16 protein-coding genes are annotated in these 12530 nt (G+C 61.2%); 8 read left to right on the forward strand and 8 right to left on the reverse strand.

What is annotated here, in order from left to right:
* The first annotated feature begins 174 nt into the window (after positions 1-174).
* Positions 175-453 carry a DUF3509 domain-containing protein gene (locus MF4836_RS13605; protein WP_020299605.1) on the forward strand — a complete coding sequence of 93 codons (279 nt, stop codon included), beginning with the start codon at positions 175-177 and terminating at the stop codon, positions 451-453.
* Positions 454-510: 57 nt separating this feature from the next.
* Here MF4836_RS13605 and mtnC read toward each other — a convergent pair whose 3' ends face one another.
* The 5 genes from mtnC to aroC all read right to left on the reverse strand — a co-directional run bounded on the left by mtnC (position 511) and on the right by aroC (position 4745).
* Complete coding sequence (mtnC, locus tag MF4836_RS13610) at positions 511-1194, reverse strand: acireductone synthase (RefSeq protein ID WP_078470729.1); 684 nt, start codon at positions 1192-1194, stop codon at positions 511-513.
* Between the two features lie 4 nt (positions 1195-1198).
* Positions 1199-1744: a 1,2-dihydroxy-3-keto-5-methylthiopentene dioxygenase gene (locus MF4836_RS13615; RefSeq protein ID WP_078470730.1), complete on the reverse strand. Its 546-nt coding sequence runs from the start codon at positions 1742-1744 to the stop codon at positions 1199-1201.
* A 106-nt stretch (positions 1745-1850) separates the two neighbouring features.
* Entirely contained in the window at positions 1851-2471 is a 621-nt protein-coding gene (locus MF4836_RS13620; protein ID WP_078470731.1) for a methylthioribulose 1-phosphate dehydratase, read from the reverse strand.
* Positions 2468-3619: an MFS transporter gene (locus MF4836_RS13625; protein ID WP_078470732.1), complete on the reverse strand. Its 1152-nt coding sequence runs from the start codon at positions 3617-3619 to the stop codon at positions 2468-2470. Before MF4836_RS13625 ends, MF4836_RS13620 begins: the two co-directional genes overlap by 4 nt.
* A gap of 34 nt (positions 3620-3653) precedes the next feature.
* Positions 3654-4745 (reverse strand): chorismate synthase, encoded by a 1092-nt coding sequence (aroC, locus tag MF4836_RS13630; RefSeq protein WP_078470733.1) that lies wholly within the window; start codon positions 4743-4745, stop codon positions 3654-3656.
* Positions 4746-4886: 141 nt separating this feature from the next.
* On the opposite strand from aroC, the gene MF4836_RS13635 reads away from it, so the two are divergent.
* Entirely contained in the window at positions 4887-5840 is a 954-nt protein-coding gene (locus MF4836_RS13635) for an alpha/beta hydrolase (protein WP_020299599.1), read from the forward strand.
* Between the two features lie 99 nt (positions 5841-5939).
* Entirely contained in the window at positions 5940-6731 is a 792-nt protein-coding gene (locus tag MF4836_RS13640; protein WP_078470734.1) for a hypothetical protein, read from the forward strand.
* A 51-nt stretch (positions 6732-6782) separates the two neighbouring features.
* On the opposite strand, the gene prmB is transcribed toward MF4836_RS13640, so the two are convergent.
* Positions 6783-7691 (reverse strand): 50S ribosomal protein L3 N(5)-glutamine methyltransferase, encoded by a 909-nt coding sequence (gene prmB / locus MF4836_RS13645; protein WP_078470735.1) that lies wholly within the window; start codon positions 7689-7691, stop codon positions 6783-6785.
* A 226-nt stretch (positions 7692-7917) separates the two neighbouring features.
* Between prmB and MF4836_RS13650 the strand changes: the two genes are divergently transcribed.
* The 5 genes from MF4836_RS13650 to MF4836_RS13670 all read left to right on the forward strand — a co-directional run bounded on the left by MF4836_RS13650 (position 7918) and on the right by MF4836_RS13670 (position 10688).
* The gene (locus MF4836_RS13650; RefSeq protein WP_078470736.1) at positions 7918-8508 is read left to right on the forward strand and encodes a cysteine hydrolase family protein; all 591 of its coding nucleotides are present in this window, start codon (positions 7918-7920) and stop codon (positions 8506-8508) included.
* A 132-nt stretch (positions 8509-8640) separates the two neighbouring features.
* Positions 8641-8961 (forward strand): hypothetical protein, encoded by a 321-nt coding sequence (locus tag MF4836_RS13655; protein WP_043230410.1) that lies wholly within the window; start codon positions 8641-8643, stop codon positions 8959-8961.
* A gap of 73 nt (positions 8962-9034) precedes the next feature.
* Positions 9035-9592: a Smr/MutS family protein gene (locus MF4836_RS13660; RefSeq protein WP_020299594.1), complete on the forward strand. Its 558-nt coding sequence runs from the start codon at positions 9035-9037 to the stop codon at positions 9590-9592.
* Between the two features lie 77 nt (positions 9593-9669).
* The gene (gene folE, locus MF4836_RS13665; protein WP_003204506.1) at positions 9670-10215 is read left to right on the forward strand and encodes a GTP cyclohydrolase I FolE; all 546 of its coding nucleotides are present in this window, start codon (positions 9670-9672) and stop codon (positions 10213-10215) included.
* A gap of 101 nt (positions 10216-10316) precedes the next feature.
* On the forward strand, positions 10317-10688 hold the full coding sequence (locus MF4836_RS13670) for a glutathione S-transferase N-terminal domain-containing protein (protein ID WP_020299593.1): 372 nt from the start codon (positions 10317-10319) through the stop codon (positions 10686-10688).
* Between the two features lie 49 nt (positions 10689-10737).
* Here MF4836_RS13670 and MF4836_RS13675 read toward each other — a convergent pair whose 3' ends face one another.
* Both MF4836_RS13675 and MF4836_RS13680 read right to left on the reverse strand, forming a co-directional pair.
* Positions 10738-11340, reverse strand: coding sequence for a glutathione S-transferase family protein (locus MF4836_RS13675; RefSeq protein WP_078470737.1), 603 nt, complete (start codon positions 11338-11340; stop codon positions 10738-10740).
* Between the two features lie 10 nt (positions 11341-11350).
* A complete protein-coding gene (locus MF4836_RS13680; protein WP_078470738.1) occupies positions 11351-12517 on the reverse strand; it encodes an aminotransferase-like domain-containing protein in 1167 nt (388 codons plus the stop codon).
* Between the last annotated feature and the right edge of the window lie 13 nt (positions 12518-12530).

The raw sequence follows: 12530 nt of genomic DNA on the forward strand, positions 1-12530 counted from the left end.
CCACGCAAAATGCAGGATGCACGATGGCCATTCATGCAATATGCACGAAAAAGAAAAATCGGATAACTTGTAACATGTTGATTTTAATAGATTTTTATTAAAATCAAATACTGGCACAATCGCTGCACCTATCACTCCACGCTTGCCATTCAAGAGCTAACGGAGCTGATAGACATGAGCCTGATCCAAGAAAAATTTTCGTCGCTGTTCTCCAACTTCGAAGTCACCACCCAGCCACGTCCTGACGGCGGCATCCTGCTCACATTGCGCAATAGCGAAGGCCGACAGTTCAAACGGTCGATCTCCTACGCGCAGTTGCATGCCGGTGACCAGTTGTCTTGGGTGATCAGTGCGATTCGTCGCGACCTGGCCGAACAAGCCAGCGAGTTGCCACAGATTTCCATGCTGCAAAGCCAGAATCGCTTCGCCCTGCCGACCTATCACTCCGTTTGAGTGAAGCTCGCGCCACACCTCAGGCCGTGCCAGCCTTGCGCTGACACGGCCTTCGTTTTAGAAGCTGGCCGGATCGATATCGGCAAAGCTCGTTACATTAAGATGCCCAAGCAATTCCCCGCCGTCGCGCACCAGGCCACAAGTGGCCATGCCGGCGGCTTTGGCTGCGTCCAGTTCCTGGACGATATCCGACAGGAACAGCACCTGCGCCGCCGGGCAAGCCATGGCCTGGCTGATGCGGCGATAGGATTGCTCCTCGCGCTTGGGGCCTGAAGTGGTGTCGAAATACCCGCTGAACAGCCCAGACAGATCCCCGGCATCCGAACAGCCGAAGATCAGTTTCTGCGCCTGGATCGAGCCGGACGAGTAGACATACAACTCATAACCTTGCTGATGCCAGCGCTGCAGCGCTTCGACCGCGTCGGGGTAGACATGCCCTTTGAGCTGGCCGGCCTGATAACCCTGCTCCCAGACCATGCCCTGCAATGCCTTGAGCGGCGTGGCCTTGCGGTCTTCGGCGATCCAGCCCAGCAGGATCTCGATCACCCGCTCCACATCCGCCGCCGTTTCGCCGCTGTCCTGGCGCACCGCCTGCAACTGCTCGGCCACATCTGCGCGGGTGGCGTGCTGGCGAACAAAGTCGGGCAAATGCGTGGCGGCGTAGGGAAACAGCACATCAAACACGAAACTCACCGCGCTGGTGGTGCCTTCAATGTCGGTCAGAATGGCCTTGATCGGCATCCGCTCAATCCTCCAGGCGTGGGAAACGGCTGGCGATGTCTTCGCCGGTGAATTGAGCGACCCAACCTTCTGCATTATTGAACAGGCGGATGGCGACGAAATGCGGGTGCTCGCCCATGTCAAACCAGTGCGGGGTGCCAGCTGGCACCGAGATCAGGTCGTTTTTCTCACACAGCACCGCGTACACATAATCATCGATATGCAGGGTAAACAGCCCACGCCCGGCGACGAAAAACCGTACTTCATCTTCGCCGTGTCGGTGCTCGTCGAGGAACTTGGCGCGCAATTCAGCTTTTTGCGGATGATCGCTGTTGAGGCTGATGACATCGACGGTGATGTAGCCGCGCTCGGTCATCAGGCGATCGATCTGCACCTGGTAGGCGGCGATCACTTCTTCCTGGCTGGCGCCCGGTTCGATCTTGCTGGCAGCTTGCCAGCGATCGAAACGCACGCCCTGCTCGGCCAGGGTCGAAGCGATATCGTCGAAATGGGTCAGGACCTTGTTTGGCAGGTCCGGGCTGGATACGTGGTAAACGGACAGGCTGCTCATAATGGCAACTCCTAGGTCTTCGTCCCGCCTTCCGGCTTTTACACACCGGTCAGGCGAGGCACTTCATCAGGCGATGGCTACTTCGGTCGAAGAAAGCCTTGACGGTTTAACGGTTCAGGATCGCGCGGGTCTTCAACTCGCATTCGAACAGAAACTCAAAAGCCTCGATCTGGCGCAGCGCATCACTCATGCGTGCGCCCCAGGTGTACAGGCCATGGCCGCGAATCAGGTAGCCGACGCAATCCGGGTGGGCCTCCAGCCAGGGCTGGACCTTGGCTGCCAGGCGCGCAATGTCCTGATCATTGTCAAAAATCGGTACCCGTACCCGCGACTCGTGGGTCGAGATGCCGCTGAAGGCTTTCTGCAATTCGTAGTCTTCGAACTCGATCACGGTCCCCGGGGTCAGGCGCGAGAGCACTGTGGCGTTCACCGAATGGGTATGCAATACCGCACCGATCTGCGGGCGCCAACTGTAGAGCTGGGTGTGCAGCAGGGTTTCCGCCGACGGCTTCTTCCCTGGTTCCAGGCTGTTGCCGGCCAGGTCGGTGGCCAGCACATCGTCCACCCCCAACTGCCCCTTGTGCTTACCAGAGACCGTGAGCAAAGCCTCGGTCGACGACAGGCGGGCCGAATAGTTGCTGCTGGTGGCCGGCGACCAGCCGCGGCCATAAAGAAAGCGCCCGGCATCGATGATTTCCTGGGCGAGCTGTTCACGGGTAAGGCTCATGGCCTGTCCTCTTGCATACGTGTGGCAATGATAACGGCTGCAGCCAAAGCTGCGACGCTGGCAATACTAAAGGTCAACACAGGTCCCAGGGCATTCCAGCTGTAACCGGAATACAAGGCCCCCATGGCCCCACCGGCACCGGCCAGGGCGGCATATAGCGCCTGGCCCTGACCCTGCTGGCGGGCACCGAAACTACGTTGCACGAAATGAATGGCAGCCGCATGAAAGCTGCCGAATGTCGCCGCGTGCAGTACCTGGGCCAGCAGCAAGACCCCGAGGTACTCGGCAAACTCCCCCAGCAGCAGCCAGCGCAAGGCCGCCAGCAGCACACTCGCCAGCAGCACCCGGCGTACTGAAAAGCGCGCCAGGATCCGGCTCATGGCCAGGAACATCAGCACTTCGGCCACCACCCCCAGCGCCCACAACAGGCCGATCAACCCACGGCTGTAACCGAGTCGCTCCAGGTGCAACGTGAGGAAGGTGTTATACGGGCCATGGCTCAACTGCATCAAGGCCACGCACAGATAAAACGCCAGGACGCCCGGCACCCGCAGTTGCTTGAGAAACCCCGAACCGGCCGAGCGGTTGCTGCCCTGGGTCGCAGGCTGGGCATTGGGCACCCAGGCGCTGCTGAGTACGATTCCGGACATGATCACCACCAGCGTCACCGGGTAGATATCCAGGCTCAGCCATTCGAACAGGCGCCCGATGATGACCACCGCCAGGATAAAACCGATCGAGCCCCACAGGCGGATCTGGCTGTAGCGGGCGGGCTGGCCCCGCAGATGGGCCAGGGTGATCACTTCGAACTGGGGCAGCACCGCGTGCCAGAAGAAGGCGTGCAGGGCCATGACCATCGCCAGCCAGGCGTAGGTCTTGCTGATGAAAATCAGCGAAAAACTCAGCAACGTGCAGATCGCGCCAAAACGCACGATAGCCAGGCGCCGCCCGCTGTAGTCCCCCAGCCAGCCCCAGATATTGGGCGCCACGCAGCGCATCAGCATGGGGATGGCCACCAACTCGCCAATGCGCGCGCTGGAAAACCCCAGGTGGTCGAAATACAGCGCAAGAAACGGCGCGGTCGACCCCAGCAAGGCGAAATAGAACAGGTAGAAACTGGAGAGCCGCCAGTACGGGAGCGCCGCCACGGCGTTCAGACCGTGGCGACTGGCAGGACCGCCATTACAACTGGCCCAGCACCGGCGTGCTGACGCGCACGTCGGCATTCTGCCCGCGATGACGCAGCAGGTGATCCATCAGCACGATGGCCATCATCGCCTCGGCGATCGGCGTGGCGCGAATGCCGACGCACGGGTCGTGACGGCCCTTGGTGATGACGTCCACCGGATTGCCGTCAATGTCGATGGAACGGCCCGCAGTGGTGATGCTGGAGGTTGGCTTGAGTGCCAGGTGGGCAATGATCGGCTGCCCCGAAGAGATCCCGCCGAGGATGCCGCCGGCGTTGTTGCTGAGGAAACCTTCCGGGGTCAGTTCGTCACGGTGTTCGGTACCGCGCTGGGCGACGCTGGCAAAGCCGGCGCCGATCTCCACGCCCTTGACCGCATTGATGCTCATCAGCGCGTGGGCCAGTTCGGCGTCCAGGCGATCGAAAATCGGCTCGCCCAGGCCCGGCATCACGCCTTCGGCGACTACCGTGATCTTGGCTCCGACCGAATCCTGGTCGCGGCGCAACTGGTCCATATAGGCCTCCAGCTCCGGCACTTTGTCCGGGTCGGAGCTGAAAAAGGCGTTGTCTTCCACCGAGTCCCAGGTCTTGAACGGGATCTCGATCGGGCCCAGCTGGCTCATGTAGCCGCGGACCACAATGCCCTGGGTGGCCAGGAACTTCTTGGCGATGGCACCGGCCGCGACGCGCATGGCGGTTTCCCGCGCCGAACTGCGGCCGCCGCCACGGTAGTCGCGTACGCCGTATTTATGGTGGTAGGTGTAGTCAGCGTGAGCGGGGCGAAACAGATCCTTGATCGCCGAGTAATCCTTGGACTTCTGGTCGGTATTGCGGATCAGCAGACCGATGGCGCAGCCCGTGGTCTTGCCTTCGAATACCCCGGAAAGGATCTCGACCTCATCGGGCTCCTGACGCTGGGTGGTATGGCGGCTGGTGCCGGGTTTGCGCCGGTCCAGGTCACGTTGCAGATCGTCCAGCGACAGCTCGAGGCCCGGCGGGCAGCCGTCGACAATGGCGACCAACGCCGGACCATGGCTTTCGCCCGCGGTGGTGACAGTGAACAGCTTGCCGTAGGTATTGCCGGACATGCGGGGAGCTCCGTGAAATCAGCCGAAATAACTCAATCAGGATTACTGAGCACGCCAGTATACGCAGGCTATCGGACTAGTTCATCCTCGAACCTTATCCGTACCGGGAAGTCCAACCGGCACCTTATCCATGATGGCGTGATGATGCTGCGAGTTCTCCTCTTGAGCCTTACCCTGTTCACCGGCCTGGTCCAGGCCGCCGTATTGCAACGCCCGATCAGCCTGGACACCGGGCACGGCGAACTCTATGGCTCGCTGCTGCTGCCCAAATCCGAGCAGCCGGTGCCGGTGGTGCTGATCATCTCCGGCTCCGGGCCCACCGATCGCGACGGCAACAACCCGGACGGCGGGCGCAATGACAGCCTCAAGCGCCTGGCCTGGGTGCTGGCCAAGCACAACATCGCCAGCGTGCGCTACGACAAGCGCGGGGTCGCCGCCAGCCTGGCCGCGACCCCGGACGAACGCAACCTGACCCTCGACGCCTACGTGTCGGACGCCGTGGCCTGGGGCCAGAAGCTCAAGGCCGACTCGCGCCTGGGCCCGCTGATCGTGCTTGGCCACAGTGAAGGTGCGCTGATTGCCACCCTCGCCGCTCCGCAACTGGATGCGGCGGCGGTCATTTCGGTGTCCGGCACAGCGCGCCCGGTCGACCAGGTACTGCGCCAGCAGTTGAGCTACCGCCTGCCACCCGCGCTGATGCTGCGCGCCAACGAACTCCTGGACAGCCTCAAGGCCGGCCGGGTGGATGAAGACGTGCCGCCGCAACTGCAGGTGATCTTCCGCCCCAGCGTCCAGCCCTACCTGATCACCCTGTTCCGGGAAGACCCGTCCGCCGCCTTTGCCAGACTGAAAATGCCGGCCCTGATCATCCAGGGCAGCAACGACATCCAGGTCGGCGTCGGCGATGCGCAAATGCTCAAGGCCGCCAAGCCGGATGCGCAGCTGGCGCTGATCGAGGGTATGAACCACGTGATGCGCATCGTGCCCAACGACATCAAGCGTCAGTTGGCCTCGTACAAGGATCCGCAACTGCCACTGGCCGCCGAGCTGGGAACGAAAATTCTCGGATTTATTGACGGACTTCACATCCGTTAACGCATTTTCGCCCTCCAGTCCTGAAAAAAACGGCCGATAAGCCTTTGCCGGCCGCTTACTTTCCGTCGGCAAGCAGCGCTTGGACAGGACCTCGCCGTTATGACTGAAACCCCGAATTCAACCGACACCGAACTCGACAAACCCGCCCCGGAGGCGGTCGAGCGGCCGTGGGCGGATGTGCATGCCGAGCACCATAAGATGCTCCGCCTGGCACCGCTGCAGACTGATCGCGCCACCGGTGGGCGGCCTTTGCGTTTTGTGGAGTTCGGTTATGCCGAGCGCAGTAACAAAGAGCACAGCTTGTTGCGCATGAGTATTTCGTTGCCCGGGCAACGGGTACGCAAGGAACAGAATCATCTGGATTTGTGGGTCGACCATGCCACCCACAGCGTCACGTTCCAGCCGGAAAGCGGTTTGCAGATCGAACCGGCAAACCGCGGCATCGGCCGCTTCCTGCTGGCCCAGGCGGCGATTTGGGCGCAGAAGAAGTGGTCGCACTATCGGATCGAAGGCTTTGACCTGGCGAACAAGGATGCGCTGAACGAAGACACGCGCCTGCGCCGCGACCACGTGCTGCGCACCCAGGGCTTTGATGTGGTCTACGCCGATGCCCAGCACTTGAAGGGCAGCGTGAAGGCGGTGCAGGTCGGTGAACTGCTGGACAAGTGGAACACCGAGAAGCTGCAGTTCGTGGAAATCCTCGAAGCCGCACAGATGCTCCAGCAAGCCGAACAGAACCTCGAAGAGCTGGAAGGCAAACTGCGCAAGCAGGACGAAAAGGTCAGCAAGTACAAACGCGAAGACACCGGGCTGCGCTTTACCATCAGTTGCCTGGTGGCCTTTGCGGTGTTCCAGGCCGGGCTGCTGATCTGGATCGCCACCCACCGCTGAACATCCGTGCTGTCACGTAAAAGCCCGCCATCGAGCGGGCTTTTTCATGCCTCAGACGCGGGAGGCGAACAGCCCCTGATGCGCTCGGCACTGCTCGGCGGTCAGCATGAACACGCCATGGCCGCCACGCGCGAAGTCGAGCCAGGCGAAGTCGACTTCCGGGTACAGCGCCTCGACATGCACCTGGCTGTTACCGACCTCGACGATCAGCAAGCCCTTCTCGGTCAGGTGCTCGCCGGCCTCGGCCAGCATGCGTCGCACCAGGTTCAGGCCGTCTTCACCACAGGCCAGGCCCAGCTCCGGTTCGTGCTGATACTCATCGGGCATGTCGGCAAAATCTTCGGCGTCGACATAGGGCGGGTTGGACACGATCAAGTCGAACCGCTGCCCCGGCAACCCGTCAAACCCGTCGCCCTGCACGGTGAATACACGTTCATCGACGCCATGGCGCTCGATGTTCTGATTGGCTACTTCAAGGGCTTCGAACGACAGGTCGGCGAGTACCACTTCGGCACTCTGGAATTCGTAGGCACAGGCAATACCGATACAGCCGGACCCGGTGCACAGATCGAGAATCCGCGCAGGCTCGCTGCCCAACCAGGGCGCAAAGCGTTTTTCGATCAGCTCGCCAATCGGCGAACGCGGGATCAGCACACGCTCGTCGACAATGAACGACAAGCCACAGAACCAGGCCTCGCCCAACAGGTAGGCGGTGGGGATGCGCTCTTCGATCCGACGCTTGAGCAGCCGTTGCAGGTTGACCAGCTCATCGTCCTCCAGCGCGCAATCCAGATAACTGTCGGCGATTTCCCACGGCAGATGTAGGGCTCCCAGTACCAACTGGCGGGCTTCATCCCAGGCATTGTCGGTCCCATGGCCGAAAAAAAGATCCTCCCCATGAAAACGGCTGACAGCCCAGCGGATGTGGTCGCGCAAGGTGCGCAGGCGGGAAGTGATCACGGGCAGACTCCTGAAAAAACGACTGGCAATTCTAGCAGCCTAAACGCTCCCCGACGACGCTTGAAAAAACCCGGCACCGGAGCCGTTTTTCGTCGTCGGACGCCATTGCACGCGGCCCTTGACACGGCTGTAAGCCAACAACGGCGCACCTTACGTTAGTAGCGATTCACAGAAGCGCTCTGCCAGAGGACAATGACGCAAAAGCCCCACTCACAGGAGCCCCAGAATGTCTGTTCCAAAGACGATGTTTCAACTCAGCGGTCGTGGTTATGCAGCGGCCAATCTGAGCCACGCGACCCTGGTGATCATCGACGCCCAAAAAGAATATTTGAACGGCCCGCTGGCGCTGTCCGGCATGGCGGCGGCCGTCGCCAACATCCAGCAACTGGTGGCCGCTGCCCGCGCAGCCGGCCGGCCAGTGGTGCATGTGCGTCACCTCGGCACCGTCGGCGGCCTGTTCGACCCGCAAGGCGAACGGGGCGAGTTCATCCCGGGTCTAGAGCCCCAAGGTGACGAAACCATCATCGGCAAGCTGCTGCCCAGCGCCTTCCATGGCACCGACCTGGAAAAACGCCTGCAGGACCTCGGCTCGCTCGACCTGATCGTCGCCGGCTTCATGAGCCACTCCAGCGTCAGCACCACCGTGCGCGCGGCCAAGAACCTGGGCTTTCGCTGCACGTTAGTCGAGGACGCCTGCGCCACCCGCGACCTGCCCTACAAGGGCGGCATCCTCAGCGCCGAAACCGTGCAGCAGACCGAAATGGCAATCATGGCCGACAACTTCGCCACCCTGGCGCAGACCAAAGATCTGATTTGATCCCCTCCCCAGATGAGCGGCTGGTGGGCCGCTCATCCGTAATAACCTGTCATTGGCGGCAATTGCCTTAGCCTCAGGAACAACCCGCGCATCTCCCGGTCGAAGGGCCGATACCCATTGAGGAAGGTCGGAATGAAGATATCCGATGGTTTTGACGCACGCCGACTACGGCCCAAAGGCCCGCGAAACTGGCGATTGCGCTTGGGCGCGGCATTCTCTGCATTGCTGGCGACCTTCGGTGTGCTGCTGGCAATGGCCGGCGCTGCCAGCCTGCTCGGACGCCCTCCGGCACTCGGCGAGTTGAATGCGAGCCCAGCCGGCTCGGCGGTGATTCTGGTGGTGGGCCTGTTGTTGCTGTACGCCGGTGTCTGGCTCTGGCGTCGCTGCCGGCGCCGCATGCGCCAACCGCAAACGCTGAACATCGCCCCGCACCTGATGAAAAAACATGACTGACTCGACGCGCCCGTGTTTTGTCGCGCCGCTGGCGTCGAGTTGGGTAAACTAGCCGCCCTTCGCGGAGGCTGACATGCAAGACGACGATTTTTCCCTGTTCAAAAGCGAGATCCGCGGCGTCAAGCCGATCAAGCATGATCGCGCCGATACCGGCAAACCCAAGTCCGACCGGGCGCAGATTGCGACATTGCGCCAGGCCGCGACCGTGCGCAACGACGCCACGACTGTGGATGGCCTGTCCGACCAGTTCGTTATCGACGTGGGTCCGGAAGACGAGTTGATGTGGGCCCGCGACGGAGTTCAGGAAAGCCAGATGCGCAAGCTGAAGGTTGGCCAGATCCCGTTCGAAGGCAGCCTCGACCTGCACGGCATGACCGTGGAAAAAGCCCGGGAAACCCTGTGGGCCTTTCTCGCCGAAGCCACCAAATTCGAAATCCGTTGCGTGCGCGTAACCCACGGCAAGGCTGTGCGCCTGGACGGCAAGCGGCCGATGATCAAAAGCCACGTCAACACCTGGTTGCGCCAGCATTCGCAAGTGCTTGGCTTCACCTCGTGCCAGGCCAGGCATGGCGGTGCCGGAGCGGTTTACGTCATGCTCAAACGCACCATGATGGAAGGTCGCGACGAATAAAGCCGATGTTGCATGCTTGCAGCGTCGTGTCCGCCACCGTACCCTTGCCCTTTGCGTAAAATCCCACAGGTAGTTTCATGTCCCTGGAACAGAATTACACCGCGATCCTCGGCCAACTGGGCGAGGACGTCTCCCGCGAGGGCCTGCTCGACACGCCCAAGCGTGCCGCCAAAGCCATGCAGTACCTCTGCCGCGGTTATGAACAAACGCTGGAAGAAGTCACCAACGGTGCCTTGTTCAGCTCCGACAACAGCGAAATGGTACTGGTCAAGGACATCGAGCTTTACTCGCTGTGCGAACACCACCTGCTGCCTTTCATCGGCAAGGCCCACGTCGCTTACATTCCGAGTGGCAAGGTCCTGGGCCTGTCGAAGGTCGCGCGCATCGTCGATATGTATGCCCGCCGCCTGCAGATCCAGGAAAACCTCAGCCGGCAGATCGCTGACGCCGTCCAGCAAGTGACGGGCGCCCTGGGCGTGGCGGTGGTGATCGAGGCCAAGCATATGTGCATGATGATGCGCGGTGTCGAGAAACAGAACTCGTCCATGATCACCTCGGTGATGCTCGGTGAGTTCCGCGAAAACGCGGCTACCCGCAGCGAGTTTCTCAGCCTGATCAAGTAATACCGAACACAGAAAAACCGGCGTTCATCGCCGGTTTTTTTTCGCCTGAGCAAAATCAGGTAAGCTGCCGCCCCTTCATTCATGGGCAAGAGGCTGTAATTGTGATTGTCAAAGCGCTCCGAGTCGGCCTGGGCCAACTCATCATCCTCATCGACTTCATCACCCGCCCGCGCAAGCAGCAGCGCCCTGCCGCCGCCCAGGCCCAGGTCGATCAGGCCGCCAAGGACCTGACCCTGTACCAGTTCCATGCCTGCCCGTTCTGCGTGAAAACCCGCCGCACCCTGCGCCGCCTGAACGTGCCGGTGGCCCTGCGTGATGCGAAAAACAACGAACAGGACCGCCAGACCCTGTTGGAACAGGGCGGCAAGATCAAAGTCCCGTGCCTGCGCATCGAAGAAAACGGCCAGACCACCTGGATGTATGAATCCAAAGTAATCATCGACTACCTCGACAAACGCTTCCAGGCGGCTTGAGGTCGCCAACCCCCGGGCTGCTCAGCCCCGGTCCGGCGGCCGCGCAGGTTCAGTCAAACATCCCGATATACCCCGGCTGGCTTTGTACCCGCTGGATCCAGGCCTGGATCGCCGGGTAGCGAACCAGGTCGAATCCACCCTCATCGGCCACGTGGGTGTAGGCATACAACGCAATATCGGCAATCGAGAACTGCTCGCCCACCAGGTAGGGCGTGCGGCTCAGTTGCTGTTCCATCACGTCCAGCGCCTTGTAGCCGCGCTTTTGCAGTTTTTCGTATTCATGCTGCCGCTCTGCCGGCAAGCCCTGGTACAGCTGGATAAAACGCGCCACGGCGATGTAAGGCTCGTGACTGTATTGTTCGAAAAACTGCCATTGCAGGACCTGGGTGCGCAATCTCGGCTCGCTGGGCAAGAACCGGCTGCCATCGGCCAGGAAGTTTAGGATCGCGTTGGACTCCCACAAGCAGGTGCCGTCTTCAAGTTCCAGCACCGGAATCTTGCCGTTGGGGTTCTTGGCCAGAAAGGCCTCGGTCTGGGTGTCGCCATTGAGGATATCCACCGCCTGCCAGGCATAGGGCAGCCCCAGCAGGTGCAGCATCAGCTTGATCTTGTAGCAGTTGCCTGAACGATAATCGCCGTAAACCTTGTACATGGCCCTCCCCTTAGGCTGCTTGTGCAGCCTGTGCTTGACGTACTACGGCGGCCAACCGCTTGAGACCTTCGTCCAGCCGCGCTGGATCGATATGACTGAAATTCAACCGCAAATGACCTGGATTGCGGTCCGGCTCGGAAAAGAACGGCTCGCCAGGCATAAAAGCCACGTCCTGTTCCAGCGCCGGCTTGAGCAAGGTGCGGGTGTCCAGGGGCTGTTTCAAGCTCAGCCAGAAAAACAGTCCACCCTGAGGCACCTGCCAATCCGCCAGGTCCGCGAAGTGAGTCTGCAGCGCGGCCTGAAATGCATCGCGGCGCACCCGGTAAAAAGCTCGCAACTCGTGCAGGTGCTGCTGGAATTTTTCGCTGCCAAGCCATTGCATCGCCTGCCACTGGCCAACACGGTTGGTGTGCAAGTCGGCCGACTGTTTCAGCCGCAGCAGATGCGGGAACAGGTCCGGGCTGGCGATCAGGTAACCCACACGTAAACCGGGGAGCAAGGTCTTGGACACCGTGCCGGTGTAGATCCAGCTGGCCTTTTTCAAGCGGCTGACGATGGGGGTGGCGCTGCCGCCGTCAAAGGTCAGCTCGCGATAGGGTTCGTCTTCGATCAGGGTCACGCCGAATTCGTCGAGCAACGCCGCCACCGCATCGCGCTTGGCTTCGCTGTAGCGCACCGCCGACGGGTTCTGGAAAGTCGGGATCAGGTAGATAAACGCCGGCCGGTGTTTCTCCAGGCGCGCGCGCAACAACGCAATGTCTGGTCCGTCGGCCTCAAGGGGCACGGTGATGCAGTCGGCGCCGAACAGCTGGAAGATCTGCAGCGCCGCCAGGTAGGTCGGCGCTTCGAGCATGATCTCGGTGCCCTTGTCGATGTACAGCTTGGCTGCCAGATCCAGGGTCTGCTGGGAACCACTGACCACCAGCACCTGGCTCGCCTCACACGGCACACCCAGGGCCCGGGCCTCGGCAGCGAGGATTTCACGCAGTTGCGGTTCGCCCTCACTCATGCCGTATTGGCCCATGGACAGCGGCATGTCGTCCCACTCGATCTTCGGCAGCATCACTTCGGCCGGCAGCCCGCCAGCAAACGACATCACTTCCGGGCGCTGGGCCGCGGCAAGGATTTCACGGATCAGGGAGCTTTTAAGACGAGAGACACGTTCGGAGAAGGCCATGGGGATCACCGCT

Source organism: Pseudomonas sp. MF4836 (assembly GCF_002018875.1).
GTDB lineage: Bacteria > Pseudomonadota > Gammaproteobacteria > Pseudomonadales > Pseudomonadaceae > Aquipseudomonas.

Excerpts from the sequence above, each read along its gene's own strand:
- MF4836_RS13605 (WP_020299605.1), top strand. The coding sequence starts at position 175 with ATGAGCCTGATCCAAGAAAAATTTTCGTCGCTGTTCTCCAACTTCGAA.
- mtnC (WP_078470729.1), bottom strand. The coding sequence starts at position 1,194 with ATGCCGATCAAGGCCATTCTGACCGACATTGAAGGCACCACCAGCGCG.
- MF4836_RS13615 (WP_078470730.1), bottom strand. The coding sequence starts at position 1,744 with ATGAGCAGCCTGTCCGTTTACCACGTATCCAGCCCGGACCTGCCAAAC.
- MF4836_RS13620 (WP_078470731.1), bottom strand. The coding sequence starts at position 2,471 with ATGAGCCTTACCCGTGAACAGCTCGCCCAGGAAATCATCGATGCCGGG.
- aroC (WP_078470733.1), bottom strand. The coding sequence starts at position 4,745 with ATGTCCGGCAATACCTACGGCAAGCTGTTCACTGTCACCACCGCGGGC.
- MF4836_RS13635 (WP_020299599.1), top strand. The coding sequence starts at position 4,887 with ATGATGCTGCGAGTTCTCCTCTTGAGCCTTACCCTGTTCACCGGCCTG.
- MF4836_RS13640 (WP_078470734.1), top strand. The coding sequence starts at position 5,940 with ATGACTGAAACCCCGAATTCAACCGACACCGAACTCGACAAACCCGCC.
- MF4836_RS13650 (WP_078470736.1), top strand. The coding sequence starts at position 7,918 with ATGTCTGTTCCAAAGACGATGTTTCAACTCAGCGGTCGTGGTTATGCA.
- MF4836_RS13655 (WP_043230410.1), top strand. The coding sequence starts at position 8,641 with ATGAAGATATCCGATGGTTTTGACGCACGCCGACTACGGCCCAAAGGC.
- MF4836_RS13660 (WP_020299594.1), top strand. The coding sequence starts at position 9,035 with ATGCAAGACGACGATTTTTCCCTGTTCAAAAGCGAGATCCGCGGCGTC.
- folE (WP_003204506.1), top strand. The coding sequence starts at position 9,670 with ATGTCCCTGGAACAGAATTACACCGCGATCCTCGGCCAACTGGGCGAG.
- MF4836_RS13675 (WP_078470737.1), bottom strand. The coding sequence starts at position 11,340 with ATGTACAAGGTTTACGGCGATTATCGTTCAGGCAACTGCTACAAGATC.
- MF4836_RS13680 (WP_078470738.1), bottom strand. The coding sequence starts at position 12,517 with ATGGCCTTCTCCGAACGTGTCTCTCGTCTTAAAAGCTCCCTGATCCGT.